The sequence below is a fragment of the Streptomyces sp. NBC_00510 genome (assembly GCA_036013505.1).
In the GTDB taxonomy this organism is placed as follows: Bacteria; Actinomycetota; Actinomycetes; order Streptomycetales; family Streptomycetaceae; genus Actinacidiphila.
On record CP107851.1, the window covers coordinates 9,818,920 to 9,842,677 of the forward strand.

The following is a 23,758-nucleotide window of genomic DNA, read 5'->3' on the forward strand; positions in this document are numbered from 1 at the left end:
CGGTGACGGTCCCGCAGATTAGGCCGGAGTTCCCTGGCGGGAAGGCATTGTTGCCGGTGGAAGTCCGGTCTGACTGCCGCATGTTTGCCACCGCAACTCGCGGGGGCTCACACCGTACGCCGCCTTGAACACCCGGCTGAAGTGGGCCGCGCTGGCGAACCCCCACCGGTGGGCGATCGCCTCGATCGTCATGAACTGATGCACCGACGATGCGAGTTCTCTCTTGCACTCTTCGAGGCGCTGCGTCCTTATCCACTCGCCGAGGCTGATTCCCGCCCGGGACAGGGTCAGGTAGAGCTGGCGTACGGAAACGTGATGCTCGGCGGCGATGCGCGCCGCAGTCAGGTCGGGTTCTGCCAAATGGAGGCGGACGTATTCCTGAACACGGAGAAGAAGTGTGCTGTTCAGAGGCGCTCTGGCCAGATCGTCACGGCCTGGGATCATGCTGACCACAGCCCTGATCAGGTCGACACAGGGCTGTGCGAACAGGGCGGTCTCAGCCTCGCCGACAGCGGCCCGGTTACGGGCCAGCCGGGTGAAAAGCGCTGCTGTGGCACCCACGACGGGGCGTTGCGAACTGAGTCGTACAGCTGTGACCTGGTCGAGCAGGGAGGGCCGAAGCCCCAGGACGTGCGTGGGAACGCGCACGAGGACCGAATGCATCGTGCCGTGGAAAAAGACCTCGTAGGGCTTCGCGTTCTCGAGCACCGCGAGATCTCCCGCCCGGATCACACCCTGCCTTCCCCCCTGGTGGAAGGCGGAGACCCCCGCTTCCTGGAGATGGACGAGAACGTGCGGCTCCATGTCCTCGTCCACCGAGGCGGTAGCACGGCGCAGGCGGGCCACGTTCCAGCCGATCTCCGAGACTTTCACCGACCCCACCGCGTTGGTGGTTGCGCTGGCCCTCAGGTGATGCGGGTCCGGGGGAAGGTCCACCTCTATGCGGCCGTTGATGGACCACGAGAATTCACGGATCGCGTCCGCGCGATCGCCGGGAGCCAGCGACGCCACGTCGAGTCGATCTGCCATGCGGGCCTCCTCCAGAACTGGTCGCGGGGCTGCGCGCTGGGACAGGTCTCCACGGTACTGCGGCAAGTGATGCATTTTGCGGCTTTTACTGTATTGTGAACCTTTATCTCTGCGTGGCCGTGCGGTCGGCTGGGCGGGGGCACGGGGCAGGGTCTGATCGGGCTGCGCGAGCGGGCCGCGGCGCACGGCGGCACCGCCGGGACGGGCCCGGGCCCGGACGGCACAAGGTTGGATTCGCGGTGCTCTCCTGGGTGAACCACGATGGGGATGGCGGTGCTCCGCGGAAGATCGGTCGATCCACAGCCTGTGGCAGAAGGCCCGCCACCTCCTGCCACACGCGTTCGGGGTCAGCCTGTTGCCGGGACCGGTTCTGCGACTGCGGACGCCTCCGCCGCGTTACCGGCGTTGGTGGCCGAGGGTGTGATGGGGGTGTAGAAGACGCTGCCCTGCCGGCGGGCGCGTTCGGCGAGGCCCTTGGCCACCAGCGCCTCCAGGGTGTTACGCACGACCGGGGCGCTCGGCGTGGCGCGCTGCGGGTGCTGCTTGGCCAGGGCGTCGACGAACTCACTGACCATGCGCGGTTCGCTGCTTCCCGCCAGTATGTCCACGACCAGGCTGCGCAGCGTCGGCTCCGTGCTCGACGGTGAGCTGCCGGGCTTCGGCTTCCTGGCCGTCTTGGGGGCAGGCGTCTTCTTGGTGGCCTTTCGGGCCGCCGGCTCACCGGCCGACTTCTTTCGCCCGCGGGGACGCGGCACCTGCTGGGCGGCGGGCGTCACCTTCGGCTCTTCGGCCTTGTCGGCAGACGCTTCACCTGCCGGTTCTTCCTCCACGACCACGCTTGAGGCGCCGGCCACCGATCCTTGTAGCTGGGCCAACCACGCCTGCTCCTGCTCGAGCCGAGCCAGCCGGCTTTGGAGTTCCGCGAGCTGCGTGCGGACCTTTTCCTGCTCGCCGGCGTTGTTGTCCAGGTCCTCTGCGAGACGCGTCGCATACCGGTCCTGAATGGTGTTGTTGTTGGACACGACACTCCTGGTGTGTATGGGGTGGTGCTGCCGGATAGTACCTACCCGCGAGTCAATGTGTGTTGTTGTTGCGTGCCAGGCAGCCCGTATCGAGCCCCTTGTGGCAGCCTTGTTGGTGCCCCGTAGAGCGGCGAGGAGCCGTCGAGCAGTGTGACCCGTGCCCTTGGGGTACTGGATCCCCGTCCCTATTCAAGGTCTCTTTTACAACGACGCCGGCGCCATGAAGGCACGTGCAATTGCGCGTAGTTGGGGGCCTTCGTTTCGCGGTCGGACGGACGAAGCGAGTACTGAGGCGCGTGAGCATCCAGGAGATTGTCCGGCGCCTGCGCAGGGGCCTGCGCCTGGCGGAAGTGCGCGTGAGGGCAGCACAAGCGTCTCCTGCCGGCGGAGCCGGCCCTCTCGAAGCCGCGGTCGGCGCGGTCCTGCTGGGGTAGGCCGGGACCGGATCGGGGGAGAGATGAGGGGACGCGGGGTCAACCGGTGTTGGGGGAGGGGGACCGGTCATGGTTGTGGTCTGGCTGGTGACGGCGTCAGTCGCGGTGGCTGTAGTTGCGGTGGTGGCGGGGCTGGTGCGGGCGGGCCGCCGGGAGGCTGCTGCAGAACGGATCCGGCTGGCAGAACAGGCGCAGCTACAAGCCGTTCAATCGCTGGACCAGGTCTGGCGGATGAACGACCGGGAATTCGAGGAGTACGTGACCATGCTGTGCCGCCGGGACGGCTGCACCGATGTCCGCCGGGTAGGCAGCGCCGGCGACCTGGGCGCCGACGTCATCGGCTACCTGCCCGATGGCAGGAAACTCGTGATCCAGTGCAAGCGCTACGCCCGGCACCGTTCGGTCGGCAGCCGGGACATCCAGACGTTCAACGGCACCGCCCGCGCCGAACACGGGGCAGACGTTCCGGTCTTCGTCGCTTCCTGTAAATACACCTCCCCGGCCCGCGCGTTCGCGAGCAAGCAGCAGTTGACGCTCATCGACACCGACCTGCTCGGATTCTGGAACAGCGGCACGTCCCTGACGTCGTTCCTTGATCTGGACATCGCCCGGTCCGGTACCCACCGCAAGCCTCACCCCGGACGCTGAAAGGACTCCGTCACCACCGCCGCGGCTGCACCTCTCGATCGGGCGGGTACGGCTGGCGCCGGTCGGCCCCCGGGTGCGCGGCCTACGGGGTCCAGACGGGGTCGTCCGGGGCTGGCCTGCCGGACAGCCGGGGGAGCGGGTCCCCTGTCAGGGACAGTCTGCGGCGGGAAACGGTGATGAAGTCGCCTTGTGCGGCAATGATGCGCGAGCGCAATGCGAACCAGTCCTCATCGGGGGCCAGGCCGCGCTTGACCGCGATGTGGACGCGCCAGATCTACTCGTCCAGGGCATGGGCCGCCTCTGCGATGTCCTTGTCGGCGACGAGCTTCACCATGCTCAGTGCCTCGTTCCATGGTCGCCAGTCGATGCTGGTCGCCACGACCACACCTTGCGGGATGCTTTCGGGGCGGGAGGACTCCATGTCGCTGAGATCCACCAGCACCGTTGACGACTCCCGCAGCACCCGTGCGCAAACAGCCGCCTGCTGTTCCCGGACCCAGTGCCGGTCCTGAGCGCGCCTGCTGACCACACTGCCGACGAAGACACCGATCAACGTGGTCGCCACCGCTCCGCCTGGCGCGGCCAGCATGCTCCACAACTCGCTCACCAGGTTCCTCCGAGGATGCCCCGGCCTTCAGGCTGGGGTGGAATCGGACCCCTGCGGAGCAGGGCAGGAAGGGGGTTTCGCCCTCAGGGCGAAAGACCGTCGGGTAGCGTGTGCGTGGTGCTGAGCGAGAACCAAGCCGGCGCGACGGCGCGTTGCGAGAAACCAAGCACGAGCCACCTCAGCTGTGCCGTACGCAACCGGGCAGGTTCCGTCCCGGCTGGTGTTGAGGGAGTAAGACCTTGCGGGTCGCTGACTTGCGGGGCTTCCTGAGCCAGGAATCCCCCTGCTTCAGCAGGGGGAGGGTTCAAACACCCAGTCTGACGGCACGAGGACCTGGTCGACAGAGCGCTTGAACCTGCACGGGCCGCCGGTTCTCACGTGCAGCGCTGGATGCTGAAGGACTCGGCAGACACCGCCAGTTCGCAGGGCCGGAAGAGGTAACCGGGTTGGAGGGAAACCCCGCTGCGGTCGCCGGCCCACAGGCCGAGGGTGTCGCGGGTGCCGTCCACGGTGACTGCGAGGCGACGTGGACCGGCAGGTTGGCGACCTGGCCGTCGCGGACCTTCACGTGGCTGCAGTCGATGAGTTGCGCCGTGGGGAATCGCGGACCCGCGCAGACCGGATCGCCGGGCACGGTGACCGGCGTCTGCCGGACTGCAGGTGAGTACTACTGCGGTGGCCGGAGGGCGAGTTCTTGCCGGAGGATGCGGGCCAGTTCGGCCGGCTGGGAGAGGAACGGGCTGTGCCCGGAACGCAGCCGGACCGTGCGCTGGGCACGGGTGGCCATGGCTTCCTGGAGCGGCAGCGGGATGGCCAGGTCCTGCTCGCACAGGATGTAGGTGCTGGGGATGGTGCGCCAGGCGGCCTGGGTGAGGGGTTGGGTGACCGATGCCAGGGACTGGCGGCCGAGTTTGGCGGTTGCCTGCTGCGCCAGGTGCGGTTCGACGTCGTTGTACAGCACGTGCGTAGCCTGGGCCGCTTCGAAGTAGCCGTGGCCGGCGTGGCCCTGGGGTTCCTCGTGCACGTCCCAGTAGGGCGGATAGACGCCGCCGACCAGGGACAGGACCGAGTCGCCGGCGTCCTGCATCAGGGCGCTGAGGTAGATGACGCGCTCGACGTTGCCGGCTGCCGCGGCGGCTTCGGTGACAGGGCATCCTCCGTAGGAGTGGCCGACCACCACGGTCGGTCCGCCGGCAGCCGCGATGGCCTTGGCCACCGCCTCCGCGTCGTCGTACAGGCCCCCCAGGACTGCCGGGTCCTGCCCGCTGCTGGGCAGGGCGACGGTACGTATGTCGAGGTCGGGGAGTTGCTCGGCCAGTGGCTGCCAGCACCAGGTGCCGTGCCAGGCGCCGTGGACCAGGACGAGGGTGGGAAGTGTGCTCACGTGCTGGGTCTTTCTGAAGTGAAGTGGCAGGGCCCGGCCTCTTGCTGCTCGGGTGGTGTGAGGAGGTAGATGACGGGGGGTCAGGCTTCGAGGGCGTCGCGGAGCATGCCTCGGGAGGTGATGCCCAGCTTGGGGTAGATCTGGTAGAGGTGGGCGCCCACGGTGCGGTGGGAGAGGAACAGGCGCTCGGCTATCTGTTTGTTGGTCAGGCCCGAGGCCGCCAGCCGGGCGATCTCCAGCTCCTGGGGGGTGAGCGTGTGCGGATTGGCGCCACTGGGCCTCCGCTTGGCGGAGCCGGCGGCGCGTAGTTCGGTCTCGGCACGCTCCGTCCAGGGATGGGCCCCCAGGTGTTGGAAGGCGGACAGTGCTGCTGCCAGCGGTCCCCTGGATTCGGTGGTGGCCCTGACGCGCCGCAGCCGTTCGCCGTAGGCGAGCTGGACGCGGGCGAAGTCGAAGGTCCACCGCCCGGCGCCGGGTACGTCAAGGCCGTGGGCGAACAGTTGCAGGGCCTGGTCGTCGTCGGTGGTGCTCAGGGCGGTGCAGGCGTGGGTGAGCAGGGCGTGCCGTGAGGACAGTTCGGTGATGCCGGCTTCGCGCATGGCCTGGGCGTGGGCGGCGGCCTCCTGGTGCCGGTTGGTCCGCATGGCCGCTTCCACCAGGTCCATCGTCGCCCATAGCGCGTGCGGGGCGTGCGAGGCGAGGTGGCCGGCGGGGCTGATGGCGGTGGCGTGTTCGTAGGCGTCGGCGAAGTCACCGCGCCCCAGGGCCGCCAGCCCTGCGGCGTGGTGTGCGTAGTGTGCGGCGCCGAACGCCTTGCGGCGGGTCGCCCAGTGAATGACCTGCTCGGCTGCCGCGTCCGCGCGGTCGGCCTCGCCTCGGGCAGCGGCCAGGAGGGCCTGGGCGTAGTGGAAGTACCAGGCAAAACCTGTGTAGCCGTGGGCGGTACACAACTGGAGGCCTTCTTCGGCGAGTTGCGCTGCCTCGTCCCACATCCCGGTGAGGTAGTCGTCCAGGGTGAGGTGGATCAGTCCGGCCATGTGCCGGCGTGCCGGACCGCCGTCTCGTCCCATGCGGACCATGCGCCACTGTGCTTCCCGGACGTCGCCGAGGCGGTCGACGTACAGGGCTGCCGAGCCGGTTCGCTGGAGCTGGACCGGGTCGGTGACGTCGGTCAGCTGCGCTATCAGTTCGTCGAGTTCGCCCGAGGCCGCGGCCCCTGTGCGGGCGGGGTCGGAGAAGGTCTTGGCCAGCGCGGACAGCACCGGCGGGGCCTTGGGCGTCAGCTTGTCCAGTGCGCGGTAGTAGGGCTGCCACAGCTCGGGCCGGGCACCGAAGAAGCACACCAGTGCAAGCGTGTGCAGAGCGTCGATGAGCGACTTGTCCGCGGCGTCATACCCGTGGGTCCCGGCTTCGATCGCGTCGACCAGCAGAGTGTGCGCGGTGTCGATGTCGCTGTCGCTGTTCAGGATGAGAACGGCGGCGGCCGCGGCCGAGTGCAAGGAGCTCTTGGGATCCGCGATCGTGTGCCGTGCGTCGTCCAGGAGCTTTTGGGCGCTGTGCAGCGACCCGGTGGCCTCGGCGCCGATGTAGGCCGCGGTGGCGAGGCGGCGGCTGCGGCCAACTCCGGGCGGTGTGAGGTCCGCAGCCCGGAGCAGGGTGCGCATGCCGCCCACGGCGTCGCCGCGGCGCAGCGTGACACGCGCCGCGTCTTCCAGCAGGGCGGCCACGTTCTCGTCCGGCTCCAAGGTGGCCTCGCCCAAGTGCCAGGCCCGACGCTCAGGCTGGTCCACCAGGACCTGGGCCAGCGCCGTGTGGACCGCGCGCCGCTGGCTACTGGTGGAGTTCTCCACCACGACCGAGCGGATGAGCGGATGGCGGAACCTCAGCCGTCGCGCGACCTCGTCGATGTGGACCAGTTGGTCGCGTTCGGCAGGTCCCAGGTCCTCCAGGTCATAGCCGTCATCGGTGCGCCTGGAAGCGGCCTGCAGGACGCCGAGGTCCCCGACACCTTCCAGCGCGGCAAGCAGCAACAGGCGCTGGGAGGGCTGCGGCAGGCTGGTGACGCGGGAGCCGAACACCTCTTCCAGGCGCTGGCTGAGCGGCAGTACGGGCGGGACGTCGCCGCCTGCGGGCCCTTGCGTGGTCGGCAGGGCGGACGGCAGTTCCAGCAAGGCGAGCGGATTGCCGCACGCCACGGTCAGCAGGCGCCGGCGGGCGCTGGGCACGAGGTGGGGGGACCTGTGGGCGACCAGGCGGGCAGCCGACTCGTCGTCCAGCGGCTGCAGCCGGTATTCGGGCAGGGCACCGCAGTCGTTGAGGCTCTGTACCCCGGTACGTGACGCGGCGAGAAAGCTCACACCGATGCCGACCGCCCGTCGTCGGACGAAGCCCAGGACGGCCGCACTGGCCTGGTCCAGCCAGGGCAGGTCGTCGATCACCAGGACGAGCGGGTTTCCGGCCGCGACCGTCTGCAGCAGGAGCAGCACGGCGTTGGAGACCATCAGCATTTGGGGCGGTGAGCCGCTTTCGAAGCCGAGTGCCACGCGTAGGGCTTCGCGGAAGGGCACCTCCAGATCCTCGATCTCGCGCTGGAAGGGGAACAGGACCTGGTGGAGACCCGAGTAACTGCAGTTCGCCTCGAACTCCACACCGGCGGCTCGTAGTACCCGGGCGCCCTCGGCGCGGGCTCCCGCCGCGATGGCGTCCAGCACTGCTGTCTTCCCGACCCCGGCATCCCCCGAGACCAGCAAGGCTCCGCCTACGGTGCCGACGCCCGCGAGCTCGCGGATCGTGTGCAGATCGCGGTCCCGACCGATCAGCGCATTGGTCGTATCGCGTGTGGAAGAGTCACTACCGATCACTGCTTGTCTCCGTTTCTTCTCGCGAGCCAGGGGATGGGCATGGGGGCAGGGCTGCTCGGCGGCGCCCGGCGCGGGGGCCGACGTGCAGCGCCTGGACGGGGTACCGCGGTAGGGCCGACCGTGCCGGCCGAAGTCGTGCGCGGCCGCAGCCGGCCGTTCGCCGGCCGGGCGGCGGCCAGGGGCTGGGCCCGTGTGCGGACTGCGGTCAGCGTCCGGCGAGGTGGCCTGGGCCGGTGACCGGCATGTCGAGGTCGTCGACGATCTCGGGTGCCCGATGGGTGCCGGCCCCCGGCGGCGGTTCCGGCCGGAGGGGGAGCCCGGCCTCCTCGCCGGTGTTGCCCGGCGGACGGGAACCGGTGGGGCCGTGCACGCAGAGCGGTTCACCGGCGCCGGCGTGAAGGACCGGCGGCGCGGCGGCCGTCCCGTCGCGGACGGGGGCAACGCGGCGGAGGTGGTCCGCATCGGGGATCGAGGGCACCAGGTCGTGGTCGCAGCAGGTCCGTCCTCGGCCCCGGGTCGGCACGGTGCGGCTGGCGGCCGCGTACGCATCGGCAGTGGAGAGCGAGACAGAAATGATCAGGGACCTTTGAACTAGTGCATATCGGTGTTTGCACTAGGAGAATACACGGGACGCGGGACATGGTGCTGCTGCGGAGGACCAAGCCGCTCCGCCGGTGAGACCTGCGGTCGCAAACGACGGCCGGCCGTCCTCATCGGTGATCAGGTCACGCGTCGACCGGGTCCGTGGCCGCCTCCGGCCGGGTGTCGCGGCGCGCGGCCGGTAGGGCTTGAACGTCTGGGTCCCGGTGCCCGACGAGACTGGGGCGGTTGCGCGGCTGCTGGACTGCGGCGCCCGGCGTGCGCTTCCCCTGGACTGTCAGCCGGGCATCCGCATCACCGTCTCGCCGGCCATGGCGGGCGAGGTCCCGTCCCGTGTGCGCTTGGTCTCTCGGAGCGGCAACGCCGATGAGGGTTCGTTGTGCAAGGCCGCTTGCTGTGGCAAACCGCGACGGCGTCGCAGGCTCGCCTGGAGTCAGCTCTCGGTGCCAAGTGCCTGCCGGAGGGTGGCCACGGCCTGGGCGACCGCCTTGCGGGCCGCATCGGTTGCCGACAGCGCGTTGAGCATGACGAAGTCGTGGATGGTCGCCTCGTAGCGGGTCGCGGTCACGGGGACTCCGGCAGCGCGCAGCTTCTCGGCGTAGGCCTCGCCTTCGTCCCTCAGGACGTCGGCTTCCGCGGTGATGACCAGGGCCGGGGGCAGGCCGGCGAGCTCCTGCTCGGTGGCGCGCAGCGGGCTGGCCGTGATCTGTGCGCGTTGCCGTTCGTCGGTTGTGTACTGGTCCCAGAACCACTGCATGACATCGCGGCGCAGGAAGTAGCCCTCGGCGAACTGGCGGTAGGAGGGTGTGCCGAAGTCCGCGTCGGTGACGGGATGGAACAACACCTGATGGCGGAAGGAGACATCTCCGCGTTCCTTGGCCAGCAATGTCAGGGCTGCGCTGAGGTTGCCGCCCGTGGAGTCGCCGGCCACGGCCACTCGTGTGGGGTCGATGCCGTGCTCACTCCCGTGGCGGGACACCCACCGGGCGACCGCGTAGCACTCTTCCAGCGCCTGGGGGTAGCGGGCCTCGGGAGAAAGGCTGTACTCGGGGAAGACCACGGCAGCCCGCGCGCCGATGGCCAGTTCACGTACCAGGCGGTCGTGGGTGCGCGTGCCCCCGAAGACCCAGCCGCCGCCGTGGATGTACAAGACGGCGGGCAGCGGCCCGTCAGCCTGCCTCGGGCGCACAAGGCGCACCGCGACGCTTCCCTTCGGCCCGCCGGAAACTGCGACCCAGCTGTCCTCCACCTCAAGATGGTGGTGCTCCACGGCCTGCACCTTCTCCAGCGCCCTACGGCCTGCCGCCGGTCCCAGATCAAAGGGGAACGGCGGGGCCGCGGTGGCTTCGGTGAACTCGCGAGCAGCCGGTTCAAGAACCGGCTGCTGCAAGGGGACGTACTCAGGCATCACGTACTCCTGGTGGGGGGAGAAGAGAATCCGTGCCGGCTGGGGGAGCCGGATTTGTAGCGGGCCGCGTCCCCTGCCGGTCTCCCCGGCCCGCCCTGCGCACAGACGCTGCCTGCGATCCAACCGCGGAAGCGTGCCCTGCGGCATCGGTAATGTGACTGTGAACCCTGAATGCGGCCGTGCGCCGCCGGGAAGCGGCCCGCCTTAAGGACGCGGAATGCCCTCGCCGCACTTGGTGACATCAGCGCCCTCGGCAATGCCGCCTTGGCAGCAAGACAACGGCCTCTCGGCGATGGCCGGGGCTCACCCGCGGAGCATCGCCCGCCAAGCCGGGGCCCTGGCGGGCGAGGCGGGACCTGGCACATGATTCACACGGCCCTTTTCGGCACCACTCCACGCACCGGTCCTACGACCCAGCGTGGCAATTTTAAGTGCGCGCAATATAATGGCCTGCGTGGAAGTTGTGAGGTGTACGGTTTAGTGCGCAAGTATTATGCGGACAGGAGTTGCGATGAGCGAGAACCAGTCCGCCGCTGAGCAGCCGGCGGCGGAGGCCGATGAGGTCAGCCTGCTCCTCGACGACCAAATGTGTTTCGCCCTGTACGCGGCGCAGCGGGCCTTGACCAACCGCTACCGGCCCCTGCTGGAAGAGTTCGACCTGACCTATCCGCAGTACCTGGTGATGCTGGTGCTGTGGGAACACGGTGCGCTGCCCATCAAATCGCTGGGCAAGCTCCTGCAACTCGACTACGGCACTTTGACGCCGCTGCTCAAGCGCCTGCAGGCCCACGGTCTGGTCCGGCGCGAGCGCCAAGCGAACGACGAGCGTTCGGTGCAGATCAGCCTCACCGAAGAGGGCGTCGAACTGCGGAAGCGTGCGCGCGTCATTCCGGCCACGATCGGGCAGGCCGCAGGCCTCACCCCGACGGAGGCCGCGGATGTCAAGGCTGTCCTGGAGCGCCTGACGGCGAACGTCACCGCAAGCCGGTAAGTCCCCGTGCGGAGACGTCAGTCGTCAGGGACACAATCTCGCAGTTCGCCGAGCAGCCCGCGCCGATGGGCGGCGGCCGTGAGCGTTTCAAGGAGAAGGCTCCGTCCGTGGCGGAGACGTGATCGCACACTGCCCGGGAAGATGCCCAGGATCTCCGCGACGTCGGCGGCGCTGAAGTCTTCGGCGTCGGTCAGGTACACCACGATCCGCACCTCGGCCGGCAGGCGCCGCAGCGCGGCGGACACTTCCTCGTCGGGCAGCAGGTCCAGCGCCTGTGTGACCCGGGCCGCGTGGTCGTCAGGGACCACGGTCGGTTCACCGGAGACCTCTTGCGGGCGTTCTGCCGTGGGCTGGAAGACCAAGCCTCCGGGCCGGTTCGGCTCGCCGAAGGCGTCGAGCGCGGTGTCGGCAAGGATCCGGAACAGCCGGACTTTCAGGCCGGCTCCCTCGGGCAGCGTCTCGAACGCCTCGAATGCCCGCTGGTAGGTGCGCTGAACCAGGTCGTCGGGGTCGGCATGGCCACACGCCATCTGCGTCGCGGCTGCGTACAGCCGGCCGAGGAAGGGCATGGCCTCACGGTCGAACCGCGCGAGTACGGTCTCCCCGCAGGCCGCTTGCCGGATCACAGCACTGCCACCGTCCCCTTCGCCCATGCACCTGACCGGGTGGACGGGATCGATGCGGGAGGGGGAGCCGTTCATGTCCGTCCTGGTGCGGAGACGACCGCTGCGATGCGGCGGTGCCGCCCGTGTCCGGCCGGCCAGAGGTCTCGCAGACGTTCGGATGCCGCTTTCCCCCGATGCCGGCCCTTCACGTGGTCCGTGGTGACCGGCAGGCATGCAGTGTCAACGGACACCGCTGTTGCTGAGGACATGTGTTTCTCCAAACCGACAAGAAACCCCTTCTCGGTGGAAGGGAATGGGCGGCGGCCATCACCGGTGCGGCGGTCACGGCACGGCGATCAGGTGCAGGGACGTGGTGTCCGGCGCGCGCAGGCACCGGTGGGGCAGTCCACGGCCCGGGGCCGCGTGACCCGGGGCGGCCGGGCAGCTCGATACCGAGCCGCTCGGCCGCCCCGCCGGGCTACGGCCTGTGCGCGCGATAGGGCACGGGCCGATGCGTCAGCGCATCGAGCGGAAGCCCGTGCGGACCTCGTTCACGAACAGCTCCGGCTGCTCCCAGGCGGCGAAGTGACCCCCCTTGGGGAGCCGGTTGTAGTGGACGAGGTTCGGGTAGGCCTGCTCGGTCCAGCTCTTGGGGGCCTGGTAGAGCTCGTCGGGGAAGGCGCTGACGGCGACCGGGAGCTTGACGTTGTTGATGCCGAAGAACGAGGTGGTGTTCTCCGCGTACAGGCGTGCCGCGGAGATCGCCGTGTTGGTCAGCCAGAACAGCGTGATGTTGTCCAGGACGTCATCGCGGGACAGGCCCTCGTCGACCCCGTCGAAAGCCCGGGTGATCAGGGCCAGGCTCTTCGCGTCGTGGTCGAGCATGAAAGAGGCCAGGCCGACCGGGGAGTCCGCCAGCCCGGTCAGGGACTGCGGGCGGTCGCCCATCATGTAGGCGTAGTACACGTGCCGGTAGACGAAGCCGAGCTGCTCGACCGCGGCCTGCTCCTCCTCGGACAGCGACAGGCCTTCGGGCAGCGGGTCGCCCTTGGCGAGCGCGGCGTCGATGTCGGCCGGAATCACCTTGGGCATGTTGGTGTGGATGCCGGCCAGGCCCTGCGGCTCCTGCGCACCCATCAGGTCGGTGACGATCGCGCCCCAGTCGCCGCCCTGCGCGACGTACTTGGTGTAGCCCAGGCGCTTCATCAGCTCACCCCAGGCGCGGGCGATGCGCTCAGGGCCCCAGCCCTTGGCAGCGGGCTTGCCGGAGAAGCCGTAGCCCGGCATCGAGGGGATCACCACGTGGAAGGCGTCGGAGGCGTCGCCGCCGTGGGCGGTGGGGTTGGTCAGCGGCTCGATGATCTTCAGCTGCTCGACGACCGAGCCCGGCCAGCCGTGCGTCACGATGACCGGCAGCGCGTCCTCGTGCTTCGAGCGGACGTGGATGAAGTGAATGTCCAGCCCGTCGATCTCGGTGATGAACTGCGGGTAGGAGTTCAGCTTCGCCTCGACCTTGCGCCAGTCGTACTCCTTCGCCCAGTACTCCGCGAGCTTGCGCACCGTGTCGAGCTGGGTGCCCTGAGACTGGTCTTCGACGGTCTCCTTCTCAGGGAAGCGCGTCGCCTCGATGCGTGCGCGCAGGTCCGCGAGCTCCGCCTCGGAGAACTGGACGGTGAACGGACGGATGGCGTGTCGGTCGGTGGTGACGGACATGATGGTCTCCCAAAGGTCTAAATGATTGAGCAGGAAAGGCGGGCGACACGAAGTTCGCCGAGATTTCCGCGACTTGCGATCCCGCCGGCCGGCTGAGGCCTTGTGGCCCGCTCCTGTTTCCGGCGCACTTCAATCATGGGCGCGGGCTGTAAGCCCGGTAATCCGGAACGTGACCTAGATTCCGTAGCGGCGGTGGGGTCGTTCCTAGGTAACGTGACGCGGTAGCGGCAGCCACAGTCATGACAGTCACGCGACCCACGACCTGCCGGCAGCGGCGCGCTCCTTGCCAAACTGTCGCCCGGCAGGGCGCAGGGGGAAGGCGTGAATCCCGCGACAGGTGCGCGGAACGATCCGCAGGAAGGGCTCTACGGCACGGGGCAGCGCAACGCGGGGTGAATCAACGTGCGGCGGCGAACGCCGGAAGCGTTGGGACCCCCACGTCCGGCCCTGGCGCCTCAGCCCCGGTGGGTCTCCAGCAGCCTCAGCCAGATCTCACTGATCGTGGGGAAGGCGGGCACGGCATGCCAGAGCCGGTCGATCGGCACCTCGCCGGCGACAGCGACAGTGGCCGAGTGCACGAGTTCTGCCACGCCGGGCCCGGCGAACGTCACGCCGGCCACGGTGCCACGGTCGAGGTCGACGAGCATGCGGGCCTGACCCCGGTACCCCTCGGCGTACTGGTGGGCACCCGCCACGTGCGCCAGGTCGTAGTCGACCACCCTGATCCGGTGCCCGAAACCCACGGCGTCGTGAGTGGTCATACCGACGGAGGCGACCTCCGGATGCGTGAAGACCACCTGCGGAACGGCCATGTGGTCGGCGGTGGCCACATGCGCACCCCACAGGGTGTCGTCGACCACCTCGCCGCCCGCACGCGCCCCGATGACGGCCCCGGCGATGCGGGCCTGGTACTTGCCCTGGTGGGTCAGCAGGGCGCGGTGGTTGACGTCGCCGACGGCGTACAACCAGCCGTCGGCGACGCCGGTCACCCGGAAGGTGTCGTCCACCTTCAGCCAGTCGCCCGGGGTGAGACCTATCGTCTCCAGCCCCAGGTCCCAGGTGTTGGGGGCCCGGCCGGTGGCGAACAGGATCTCGTCCGCCACCAGGTGCCCGCCGTCGGCGAGGGCGATCTGGACCTCGCCGTTCTCACGCGCCAGGCGGGCCACGGAGGTCTGGAACCGGACGTCGACGCCGGCCTCACGCAGGCCGTCCGTCACCAACCGGCCGACGAAGGATTCCATCCGCTGCAGCAGCCCGTCCCCGGCAACCAGCAGGGTCACCTCAGAGCCGAGCGCCTGCCAGGCCGTGGCCATCTCGACGGCCACCACACCGCCACCGACGATGGCCAGGCGTCCGGGGACCTTGCCGGCACTGGTCGCCTCACGGCTGGTCCACGCACGGACGGTGTCCAAGCCGGGAAGCGCGGGCACAGCCGCGTAGGTGCCGGTGGCCACGGCCACGGCATGCCGCGCCGAGAGCGCGACGGTGCCCCCGCCGGCGGTCTCGACGCGGACCGTTCGGGGGCCGTCGAGCCGGCCGTGCCCGCGGACCAGATCGACGCCGACCGACTCCAGCCAGTCGACCTGGTCCTTGTCCTTCCAGTAGGAGGCCATCTTGTCGCGGTGAGCCAGGACCGCCCCGGCGTCCAGCGGCCCGGCGACCGCCCGACCAAGCCCGGGCACCCGGCGCGCGTCAGCCTGCGCCACCACCGGGCGCAGCAGCGCCTTGCTGGGGTCGCAGGCCCAGAACGAGCACTCGCCGCCCAGCAGTTCACGCTCCACGATCACGGTGCTCAGCCCGGCGGCACGAGCGCGTTCGGCCACGTTCTCGCCCACCGGCCCTGCGCCGATGACGATCACGTCGTAAGTGCGGGTGGTCTCGTTCATCACTGCTCCGTACGGGTGTGGGGGAATCAGGTCGGGAATGGCAGGGCCCGGATGACTGCCCACGCGCGCGCTCACGGTCGCCTGCGACGAAAGGGGGGCGGGCAGCCCGTCGACGGACTCCCGTGGCGACCGTCGGGGTGTGTGAGCCGGTGGTGGTGCGCCGGACGTAGCAGGGGGACCGGCGGCTGACCGCACAGTCCGGTCCGGCATCGGGTGGAGGGCCGGCTGGGGCGAGGTCAGCGGCCAGGGAGCCGCTTGCTCACTTCCTGGAGCACCCAGCCGTTGCCGTCCGGGTCGCTGAAGGTCAGGTAGGAACCATAGGAGGCGCGCTCGGGGTGCATACCGGTGATGCGTCGCTGCCCTTCGCCGTCGTGGACGCACCTGCCGCCCCCGTGGCCGTGGTGGAGGAGACCACCTTCGTCGTGGAAGATCTCGTTGACGTCGATGCCGCGAGCCGCGAGCTCTGCGTGCGCCTCGTTGATGTCGGACACGATGAGGTACAGGCCCTGGAACGCGCCCGCCGGGATGCCGGTCATCCCCTCGCCGAAGATGATCGAGCACTCGGAGCCGGGCGGGGTCAGGTGCACCACCCGGAAGTCGTCACTGGCCGTGTAATCGACGTCGAGACGGAAGCCGACCTTCTCGTAGAAGGCCTTGGCCCGGTCGATGTCGGAGACGGGGAGCACGATCATTTCGAGCTTCAAGTCCACGGGGACGTCCTTCGGATAGGGATTTCTGAATGGCGAAAGGGCAGCACTCGCTGCGCCACGTGTTCATCGATGTGAAGGCGCCGGCACAGCGGCGCGTACAGCCCTGCTGCCACAACGGGCATGCGATCGGGCAAGGGGGTCAGCCGATTACCGCCGACTCCGACCCACACCGGAAAGGTACCCGCCATTTAGCTTTGACGCAAGCAACACTTGCAAACTTAACGATTGCCAAAGGTATTTTCTTGATCGAAAAATGCTTCACCGGCGGTAATCCCTCGGGTTTCCGCAGGTCGCAGCGGATACGTCCCTTTGCGACACACCCTTCCCCACGCCTTGATGCGACCGCGCGTACGGATCCCTGGCGTCACATGGGCCCCTTGCGTGCGGCGCATTCGGCGCCGACGCCTACGCTGCCCCCGCTGAAAGCCCAGGATCGCGAACAGCACCCCTTTCATGGATCCGCCCGCCGGGCCGGCCCTTACCGACGAGGCCTCCACGGGAGCCGGCGGTGCGGATTCCCCCGGGCACCTACCGGGTGGAGATCGCGTGGACGGCGGGCCCGTACGAATTCTTCGGGGAACACTTCGACGGCGTCGAGTGCGCCGCGACCCGCTTGTGCATCAGCGACGACCCCGTGGCCGGGTGGGAAATGGGCCTGGGCGTCGACGACGACATCGACCGGCTTCAGTCGGGTGAGCGGATCGGCTTTGGCTCCGACGCCAACGTGGGCTGCTTCGCCGACGCCGGCGCGTGGAGGGCCTTGACCGCGCCGTTTCGCGCGTTTGTGGACGGCGTGCCGGTGCCGCGAGAGTCCGAACAGCTGCCCGACTGCTGCGAGCGGGTGACCGACGAGTCGCTACGAGCCGATCTGGTCACGTTCACGGCAGAGTCGGGCGGCGTCGTCTGGCTGGGCCGCACGAAGACCGGCGACGTGGCAGCGATCGTCGTAACCAGCGGCATGCATGGTGCCAAGGCTTGACTGGCGCGGCCCACCGGGCCTCGGCGGGGCTGAACTTCCCCACCCGCTTGAGGACGTGATCGAGTGAGACGAAGGGCATCCCCGGGTGCCTTCAAGAATCCCCATCAAGGGCCTTGGGGTTGCCGCGCAGTTCCATGACCTCCATAGAGGGTCACGCTTGTGTGTGCCTGAAGTGGAGAGGACGCCGCAGCCGTCCCGAACCGCGTGGACGTGCCCGGCGCTACTGGAACAGGACTGCGAACAGGGCGGGTACTGCGGGGGCGAACAGGTAGAGCGCGATGCCGGTCATGGCCTTGCGGGTCGTCACCGGGAGCACCGGCTGGGACCAGACCTTTGCCACGGCCTCGTCGACGTTCTCATCGGAGCCGTGGTGTTCGTGCAGGGACTGCACGTAGGCCTGCTTGGCTGCCAGCGCCGAGTGGTAGCCGATCGAGGATGGATAGACGATCACGGCCATGTCCACCATCATCACCGCCAGGATGAGGAACACCATCCAGGGGGTTGCCGGCAGCCAGACGGTGAAGAGGATCAGCAGGCCGATCAGATGGGCGAGGGCGGAGCCGTAGGTCCACAGCATGAACCGGCGCAGCGGGCGCAGTCCCTGAAAGCCGTCGCTGTTGTATTCCGTGTTCGGGGTCACCCCGAAGCCCAGGATCCAGGATCGGTACAGGTAGCTGGTGAAGACGACGCCCATCACCAGCTGCTTGGACAGGAAGTAGAAGGCGTAGGTGCCGGCCACGCACAGGGCGATGGCCATCTCGGGGTGCGTGTGCCAGTTGGCCCACCAGGCGTCGTACACGTTCGAGCGCCACACGCGGTCGGGCAGTGCGGTCGGGTTCCATGTCTCCATGAGCCCGTGGGTGTTCACGAAGGCGTACAGCGATACGGTGCCGATGGCCATGGCCAGCATGATGGGCGCGGAGACCCGCTTGCGGCCCAGTACCCGGAACCACTTGTTGGTCTTGCGGACCAAGTCGTTGAGCCGGCGGATCGAGCGCTCGTCGAGCAGGCGTGCCGCGCCACCGTTGCGTTCGTTCATCTGCACGAACTCGGCGATCGCCTGTACCTGCTGGCAACAGAAGACCGGCGTGATGAAGATGACCGCCAGTATGACCAGGCCGGCCAGGTCCTGAAGCAACGACAGGCTCACCCCGCTGAGGTCGGTGGCGTCGGAACCGAGATAACTCAGGGCCCACCGCCTGTCCGTGCCGGCCGGCGGCCCCAGCACTCCACCGGCTTGAGCCAAGCCCAGCAGCGTGACAGCGAAAGCCCCGCTGATCAGCAAGATCTTTGTCTTGGCCGTCAGCGGAAAGTACAGAAGGCGGATCATCGTGCGGGCCGCCGGCCGGCGTGACCGCGGCAGCCTGCGTATCCAACGCATCACCGGGCGGAAATCGGTCGGCTCGAACGAACGGAAGATGCTTCCTATCCGCTGCGGCTCCAAGGCCTCCAGCTGCCCCATTTCGCCCCCCGATCGTGACACGTTGTGAGTTCATTGACAGTGAGCATGACCCGGACGATCTACCTTTACGCAGGTGCCTTTTGATGCCGCGCTGGGCGGCTTGTTGCATAGGTGGCCGGGCGGCTTTCCCTTCCCCCGAACGCCGGATGCCGTGTGGTGAGCTTGCCGGTCGGCTATTGAGCTGCTGATGGCCGGCAGCGAAGGCCCTGCACAGGCCGACTCCAGCTCTGGCGCCGGCGTGATCCGCGGCACCGTCAGCGGCCACGGCGGCTCACAGCCGGTTGTCCCTGTGCCCCCGACGGCAGCTGCTCCTGGAGCCGGGGGTGCGGACGTCATTGCGGCCGCCAGGATTCTGGGCGGGCACTGGACGGGCCGGCGCCCCTTGCCGCGGTCGGCGGGCTGGTGCCGGCGCCCGTACGAGGGGCGTTGGCGCTGAGCACGCCGAACCGGACAGGAGCCGGCAGGGCGGAGCTTCTTGCCTTCACCGCCGGGGGGATGGCACGGCGGCCGGTCGGGGACGTGAGCTCGCGTTGGAGGTGTTCAGCGGCGCGACGGAGCTGGGTGATACCGCGGGTCATGGGGATTGCACGCACCGGTGAAATCAACCCGAAGGCGTAGGTTCCGGCAGGGGCGCGCACCAGAGCTGCTCCGCACCACCAGCCCAGCTGGGTCTCTTCGCGTTCGTAGGCGATGCCGGTGTCGGCGACGCGCTGCAGCCGGCCCTGCAGGTGCCGGGGGTTGGTCACGGTATGCGGGGTCAGCCGGGCCAGGCCCCCACGCAGGACCTGGTCCGCCTCGGACGGACGCAGGGACAGCAGCAGGTGCCCAGCGGCGGTGACTGCCGCTGGCCCGAGGACCACACGCGGGCGCCAGGTCGCGGCTATCAAGGAGGCGTGTTCCGGCGGATAAGCCGTGTCGAGGATGACCAGCCCCTCGCCGTCGAAGGCCGCGACCCAAGCAATCTGGCGGGTCCGTTCATGCAGTTCATGGACGAAGGGCGCTGCTGCCTCCGCAGTGCCGAGCTGCGTGGTCGCCGCATTGCCCAACTCGACCAGACGCACACCCAGCCGGTAGCCCCGCGGGTCCCGGGACAGGACACGTTCCGCGACGAGATGGTTGGCGAGGCGGCGTACGGTCGGCTTGGGGATGCCGGTCTCGGCCGCCAGCCGCGCCAGCGAGCACGAACCTAATCCCGCTGCAACCACTTCGAGGATTGCCGTCACCCGGCCGATCACCGTGTGGTCATCCATGTCCCCACCCCCGTGCTCACCTCTCCATGAGCCACGTGTCCAGCATGGCACCGCATGCAGGAACTGGGACTGGGACGTTTCCGGAAAAGTGACAGCGGGTCACTGAGCGACACGCTGCTCTGGCCCACGCCGGACAGGAGCTGGCAGCGAACCCACATTGCGGCTGCAGCCAGATGGGGGAGGTGAAGCCACAACGGCCACCCGACCGACCGCGCACGGCCGGAGCCGGTGAGGGCTGGCGGTCCGCTACTGCCGACGGGAAACCCTGCTGAATGCGGTCGGTGCGGGGAGACGATCGGGTCTGCCACCAGCATGGCACGCCGCCCACGCAATGAAGGTGCCGTAACCAGGCAGCTGTCATCGCCGCACGGGCACAACACGTTGCGACATACCAACAACGAGGCATACACGCCTGACGTCATCGGCGGGATCAGGGAGCAATCCGCACCGGCCGCGGCAGCCCCCATCGAGCCTGCCGCGACCGACGGCCGCCGCGGCGAAACAGCCCTGGTCCTGGGCTCCTTCCGCCGCCGCGCCAGTGGCGACTGGGACTTCGTCATCGGAGGCCAGAGATACCCCGGCGGCCTGGAAGCCCTGGTGCAGGAGCACGGCATCGAGGTGTCCTGGCATCCGGCACCGTCTGCGGGCGGTGGGGTATCCGTTCGGCACGACGTGCGACCGTACCCCGTGTGGGAGGCCGTAGCGATGGATGGGGGCCGCGCGCAGCATGCAGGGGCCGATTTCCCAGGGCGGGCATCCGGCGTCGATGAACTGTGGCGCTCGGACTGTGCCTACGGGGCGGATCGAGCCCCGGGCCGGGTGTCTGTGTGATCTGTCCGGATGTCGCACCGTCCCGGGTGCGCCTTCGCCAGTCGGTGAGGTACGGGCAGCGTGCCGCCGTGTTCGGGGGAGCCATTCGGCGACGTTTTGATCGGCATTGCAGCGGTTGGAAGCGCGCGACTTCGTGAGATCTGGGCCGAGCTCCTGGAAACGAAGTGCCAGTTCCAGTTCCAATCTGCCGTGGACTGGCGAGCAGGTTCCGTCCTTGCGGGCGTGACCACGGGGACACACATCGCTGTGTACCCGGCGACTCGTGACGCGGTCCACGTCCTCGCCCGGATCCGGCGTGAGGCCGCGGGCCGCGCGAGCGCGCCGAGGTCGGCCGCCGGCGCGGCGGTCCGAATGCTCAGGGGCCTTGCCGGCTGGTCAGGTCAGTTCGTCGGGCACGGGGACGCCGAGGTGGGCGAGAAGCGCGCCGACCTTGCGGTCCAGTTCGCGTCCCACTTCCGTGATCTCGGGCCGGCCGAGCGCGCTCACCGTGTCGCTGGGGCGGTCGATGGCGAAAACCGCCTCGCCTGTGGGGGATTCGTGGATCGTGGTGCGCAGGGGCGCGTACATCAGGGCCCCGGCATCGTGCCGGTACATGCGCTCGGCGATGGTGTGATTGCCCATCAGGTACTCGGTGCAGCGGGCCTGGTCGCCGGCCACGCCGAACAGCGGCTGGGCGTCGAACTTCCAGTAGATCATGAACCCCAGTGGCGCGCTCTCGTCCGCGAGTTGGCGTACGGCGCTCCATGAAGCCTGCTCGGTGACGAGCTCGAAGGTGCGCCGGTAGTCGAGCGGTGGGACGGCCTGCTCGAAGCGGGCCCGGAACTGCTTGTAGTTCGTTCCGGCCGGGATCTCCAGTCGGGTGACGGAGCGGGGGAGTGCGCGGATCGTGGGGTGCGTCGTCGTGGTGTGGTGGACCATGACCGGCTCCCTTCTGGCTTGTCTTGTAGGAGCCAGTCTAGGACGCAGGACGGACTCTCTCAACAAAAGCCAGCATTTCGGGCATTGTGGGGGTGGTTCACGGGGTCCCGGCGGCGCCCAGGACCTGGGCGAGGTCGCTTCGCCAGGGCCTGACCCAGGCGGTCTCGGAGCGCGGCACCCGCTTGCGGCAGCGCGGGCAGCGGCGGCCGGGTTCGAACGACTGCCCGCAGACGCTGTGCACGAGGCGCATCGGCTGCGTCGGTGACGCGGACTCGCTGTGGCTGTTCCCCCACACCATCATGGCGTGCAGGAGGGGAAGCAGGTCCTCACCCGCCGGCGTCAGCCGGTACTCCTCGCGGGTCCGGCCGCCGCCCTCGGGCCGGTAAGGGGTGCGCGCGAGCAGTCCCGACTCGACGAGCTGCCGCAGACGGTTGGACAGGACGTTGTCGGCGATGTCCAGTTCGGCCTTGAACTCGTCGAAGCGCGTCATCCCGATGGTGGCGTTGCGCATGATCAGCAACGTCCACCGGTCGCCCAGGATGTCGGCGGCCCGTCCGATCGGACACGGTCCATCGGCGGTTCCGCGGCGGGGTCCCGGCACCTCGCACCTCCAGACTTGCTTAACGCAAGCCTACGACCTTTGCCGCCGGGTGCGAGGCTGTCGTCGTCCCCGAGATGTGACCGTGGAGCCCGATGTGGCGGAGGTGGCCGATGCGGTTGAGGTGGCCGGGCAGGCTTCACGCCGCGTGCAACAAGGCGCCCCCGCGGGCGGCCCGGTCACCAGGACCGCCAGCACAGACCGCTGCTTCGGCCCCGGTGTCACCGCAGAACTGCGTGCACGCCTGTCCGTCAAGGGGACCGGTCACTGGTGCGCGGCTGCTTCATGCTCCAGTCGGCGCCGTAGCACCCCTTTGGGGTGGGAGCCCTTCGTGCAGTCGTGGGGATTCGCTCCCGGTTGTCAGAGGGCGGGGTGCTGGTCGCGGACCGGGCTGAGTGTCTCCAGCAGCGAGGCGATGTGCAGGATCGTCGACTCCGCGTGCCAGGTAGCCGCCAGCTGGACGCCGATCGGCATGCCGTCGCTGCTGGTGCCGAACCGCATGGACAGGGCCGGCAGTCCCGTCAGGTTGAACGGGACGGTCGTTGACGACACGTGGAAGGGACCGACGGTCTGGCCGTCGAGGGTGAACTGCCCGAGCTGGTGCTCGTGTGCGGGGATCGTCGTCACCGGGAGCAGCAGGATGTCGTAGTGGTGGAAGTACTCCGCGAATCCGTCCCGGAGCCGCTCGATGCCCTGTTCGGCCCGGACGTAGTCCTCCACGGACGTGTCGGGCATGGCGGCAAGCGTCTTGGAGTAGGTGAACATCTGGTCTTCGTGCCCTGCGGTGACCTGACGGAAGGCCGGCTTCACCTCCATGACGTGCTGCAGGTTGAACAGTTCGAGAGGGTTGTCCCGCTCAAGGGCCGGGATGTTGACGGCGTCGACCGGTACTCCGGCTGTCTGCAGGGCGTCGGCGGCCGCCCGCACCGTTGCCGCGACCTCTGCGTCGGTCGGACCGAGTCCGGAGTCGACCAGCCAGCCCACGCGCACGGGCCGGTCCGGCCAGGCGCCCAGGCCGGCGTCGAACTCGCGGGGGGCGGTGGCAAAGCCGTCGGCGCCGTCGGGGCCGGCCAGCAGCCCGTACGCGAGCGCGAGGTCGCGGATGCTGCGGGCCATGGGACCGACGTGCCAGTCACGGCGCGGCTCGCGCGGCCAGATCCCCGTCATGGGGATACGCCCGTGCGTCGGCTTGAAGGACACGACACCGGTGTCGGCCGCCGGCCCGCGCACCGAGATGGACAGGTCGGTGGCGAGTCCCAGCGGCGACATCCCCGCCGCGATCGCCGCGGACTCCCCGCCGCTGGAACCGCCGGAGGAGCGGTTGAGGTCCCAGGGGTTGTTCGTCCTGCCCGTGAGGAGGTTGTCGGACTCCACCCAGTACGAGAACTCCGGGAGGTTGGTCTTGGCCAGGAGGATCGCTCCGGCCCGCTTCATGCGCGCCACCGCGGTGGCATCGGTGTCCGGGATGCGCCCGGCGAAGATCGGCGAACCGCGCTGGGTGAGCACTCCGGCGGTGTCGAAGGAGTCCTTGGACGTGAAGGGCACGCCGTGCAGCGGCCCCACGTCCCCGCCCGCCGCAAGCTCCTCGTCCGCCGTCCTTGCGGCCTTCAGTGCACCGTCGGCGAGCGTGACGATGGCGTTGAGCCGCGGATTGACGGCCTCGATGCGGTCGAGGTGCGCCTGGACCACCTCGGCGGAAGACACCTTCCCGGTGCGGATCAGCTCGGCGAGTTCGCTCGCGTCGAAGTGAATGAGATCGGTGGTCATGATGAATCCCTGTCCGAGACCGGTCTGCTCCACCTGTTGAGACCGGTCTGCTCTT

General features: G+C 68.9%; 20 protein-coding genes. 3 read left to right on the forward strand and 17 right to left on the reverse strand.

Annotated features, from left to right (window positions below; genetic code table 11):
- Positions 1-18 precede the first annotated feature (18 nt).
- Both OG937_44780 and OG937_44785 read right to left on the reverse strand, forming a co-directional pair.
- On the reverse strand, positions 19-1,029 hold the full coding sequence (locus tag OG937_44780) for a helix-turn-helix domain-containing protein (protein ID WUD78333.1): 1,011 nt from the start codon (positions 1,027-1,029) through the stop codon (positions 19-21).
- Between the two features lie 347 nt (positions 1,030-1,376).
- The gene (locus OG937_44785; protein ID WUD78334.1) at positions 1,377-2,051 is read right to left on the reverse strand and encodes a hypothetical protein; all 675 of its coding nucleotides are present in this window, start codon (positions 2,049-2,051) and stop codon (positions 1,377-1,379) included.
- Positions 2,052-2,554: 503 nt separating this feature from the next.
- Here OG937_44785 and OG937_44790 point away from each other — a divergent pair.
- Positions 2,555-3,133 (forward strand): restriction endonuclease, encoded by a 579-nt coding sequence (locus tag OG937_44790; GenBank protein WUD78335.1) that lies wholly within the window; start codon positions 2,555-2,557, stop codon positions 3,131-3,133.
- Positions 3,134-3,407: 274 nt separating this feature from the next.
- On the opposite strand, the gene OG937_44795 is transcribed toward OG937_44790, so the two are convergent.
- The 6 genes from OG937_44795 to OG937_44820 all read right to left on the reverse strand — a co-directional run bounded on the left by OG937_44795 (position 3,408) and on the right by OG937_44820 (position 9,993).
- Positions 3,408-3,740, reverse strand: coding sequence for a hypothetical protein (locus OG937_44795; GenBank protein WUD78336.1), 333 nt, complete (start codon positions 3,738-3,740; stop codon positions 3,408-3,410).
- Positions 3,741-4,114: 374 nt separating this feature from the next.
- Positions 4,115-4,249 (reverse strand): hypothetical protein, encoded by a 135-nt coding sequence (locus OG937_44800; GenBank protein ID WUD78337.1) that lies wholly within the window; start codon positions 4,247-4,249, stop codon positions 4,115-4,117.
- A gap of 158 nt (positions 4,250-4,407) precedes the next feature.
- Positions 4,408-5,124, reverse strand: a complete 717-nt coding sequence (locus OG937_44805; protein WUD78338.1) for an alpha/beta hydrolase — start codon at positions 5,122-5,124, stop codon at positions 4,408-4,410.
- 80 nt (positions 5,125-5,204) lie between these two features.
- The gene (locus OG937_44810; protein WUD78339.1) at positions 5,205-7,985 is read right to left on the reverse strand and encodes an AAA family ATPase; all 2,781 of its coding nucleotides are present in this window, start codon (positions 7,983-7,985) and stop codon (positions 5,205-5,207) included.
- 205 nt (positions 7,986-8,190) lie between these two features.
- Positions 8,191-8,463 (reverse strand): hypothetical protein, encoded by a 273-nt coding sequence (locus OG937_44815; GenBank protein ID WUD78340.1) that lies wholly within the window; start codon positions 8,461-8,463, stop codon positions 8,191-8,193.
- Between the two features lie 555 nt (positions 8,464-9,018).
- Complete coding sequence (locus OG937_44820) at positions 9,019-9,993, reverse strand: alpha/beta hydrolase (protein ID WUD78341.1); 975 nt, start codon at positions 9,991-9,993, stop codon at positions 9,019-9,021.
- A 511-nt stretch (positions 9,994-10,504) separates the two neighbouring features.
- Between OG937_44820 and OG937_44825 the strand changes: the two genes are divergently transcribed.
- On the forward strand, positions 10,505-10,984 hold the full coding sequence (locus tag OG937_44825) for a MarR family transcriptional regulator (protein WUD78342.1): 480 nt from the start codon (positions 10,505-10,507) through the stop codon (positions 10,982-10,984).
- Between the two features lie 17 nt (positions 10,985-11,001).
- Here the strand turns inward: OG937_44825 and OG937_44830 are convergent, their stop codons facing one another.
- The 4 genes from OG937_44830 to OG937_44845 form a co-directional block, all read right to left on the reverse strand.
- Positions 11,002-11,685 carry a hypothetical protein gene (locus OG937_44830; GenBank protein ID WUD78343.1) on the reverse strand — a complete coding sequence of 228 codons (684 nt, stop codon included), beginning with the start codon at positions 11,683-11,685 and terminating at the stop codon, positions 11,002-11,004.
- A gap of 420 nt (positions 11,686-12,105) precedes the next feature.
- Positions 12,106-13,302, reverse strand: a complete 1,197-nt coding sequence (locus OG937_44835; protein ID WUD78344.1) for an epoxide hydrolase — start codon at positions 13,300-13,302, stop codon at positions 12,106-12,108.
- A 455-nt stretch (positions 13,303-13,757) separates the two neighbouring features.
- Positions 13,758-15,188: an NAD(P)/FAD-dependent oxidoreductase gene (locus OG937_44840; protein ID WUD78345.1), complete on the reverse strand. Its 1,431-nt coding sequence runs from the start codon at positions 15,186-15,188 to the stop codon at positions 13,758-13,760.
- A gap of 236 nt (positions 15,189-15,424) precedes the next feature.
- Positions 15,425-15,898, reverse strand: coding sequence for a VOC family protein (locus tag OG937_44845; protein WUD78346.1), 474 nt, complete (start codon positions 15,896-15,898; stop codon positions 15,425-15,427).
- 508 nt (positions 15,899-16,406) lie between these two features.
- Here OG937_44845 and OG937_44850 point away from each other — a divergent pair.
- Complete coding sequence (locus OG937_44850; GenBank protein ID WUD78347.1) at positions 16,407-16,877, forward strand: DUF4241 domain-containing protein; 471 nt, start codon at positions 16,407-16,409, stop codon at positions 16,875-16,877.
- A 220-nt stretch (positions 16,878-17,097) separates the two neighbouring features.
- Here the strand turns inward: OG937_44850 and OG937_44855 are convergent, their stop codons facing one another.
- From OG937_44855 to OG937_44875, 5 genes are all read right to left on the reverse strand, one after another.
- Positions 17,098-18,339: a hypothetical protein gene (locus OG937_44855; protein ID WUD78348.1), complete on the reverse strand. Its 1,242-nt coding sequence runs from the start codon at positions 18,337-18,339 to the stop codon at positions 17,098-17,100.
- A 332-nt stretch (positions 18,340-18,671) separates the two neighbouring features.
- Entirely contained in the window at positions 18,672-19,589 is a 918-nt protein-coding gene (locus OG937_44860; protein ID WUD78349.1) for a helix-turn-helix domain-containing protein, read from the reverse strand.
- Positions 19,590-20,795: 1,206 nt separating this feature from the next.
- Positions 20,796-21,338, reverse strand: a complete 543-nt coding sequence (locus OG937_44865) for a hypothetical protein (protein ID WUD78350.1) — start codon at positions 21,336-21,338, stop codon at positions 20,796-20,798.
- A gap of 97 nt (positions 21,339-21,435) precedes the next feature.
- On the reverse strand, positions 21,436-21,939 hold the full coding sequence (locus OG937_44870) for a helix-turn-helix transcriptional regulator (GenBank protein ID WUD78351.1): 504 nt from the start codon (positions 21,937-21,939) through the stop codon (positions 21,436-21,438).
- 357 nt (positions 21,940-22,296) lie between these two features.
- Entirely contained in the window at positions 22,297-23,703 is a 1,407-nt protein-coding gene (locus tag OG937_44875) for an amidase (GenBank protein WUD78352.1), read from the reverse strand.
- Positions 23,704-23,758 lie beyond the last annotated feature (55 nt).

Bases quoted from the DNA above. Each gene is read 5' to 3' on its own strand.
- OG937_44860 (WUD78349.1), bottom strand. From the start codon at position 19,589: ATGGATGACCACACGGTGATCGGCCGGGTGACGGCAATCCTCGAAGTG.
- OG937_44820 (WUD78341.1), bottom strand. From the start codon at position 9,993: ATGCCTGAGTACGTCCCCTTGCAGCAGCCGGTTCTTGAACCGGCTGCT.
- OG937_44875 (WUD78352.1), bottom strand. From the start codon at position 23,703: ATGACCACCGATCTCATTCACTTCGACGCGAGCGAACTCGCCGAGCTG.
- OG937_44825 (WUD78342.1), top strand. From the start codon at position 10,505: ATGAGCGAGAACCAGTCCGCCGCTGAGCAGCCGGCGGCGGAGGCCGAT.
- OG937_44855 (WUD78348.1), bottom strand. From the start codon at position 18,339: ATGGGGCAGCTGGAGGCCTTGGAGCCGCAGCGGATAGGAAGCATCTTC.
- OG937_44840 (WUD78345.1), bottom strand. From the start codon at position 15,188: ATGAACGAGACCACCCGCACTTACGACGTGATCGTCATCGGCGCAGGG.
- OG937_44865 (WUD78350.1), bottom strand. From the start codon at position 21,338: ATGGTCCACCACACCACGACGACGCACCCCACGATCCGCGCACTCCCC.
- OG937_44830 (WUD78343.1), bottom strand. From the start codon at position 11,685: ATGAACGGCTCCCCCTCCCGCATCGATCCCGTCCACCCGGTCAGGTGC.
- OG937_44790 (WUD78335.1), top strand. From the start codon at position 2,555: ATGGTTGTGGTCTGGCTGGTGACGGCGTCAGTCGCGGTGGCTGTAGTT.
- OG937_44780 (WUD78333.1), bottom strand. From the start codon at position 1,029: ATGGCAGATCGACTCGACGTGGCGTCGCTGGCTCCCGGCGATCGCGCG.
- OG937_44835 (WUD78344.1), bottom strand. From the start codon at position 13,302: ATGTCCGTCACCACCGACCGACACGCCATCCGTCCGTTCACCGTCCAG.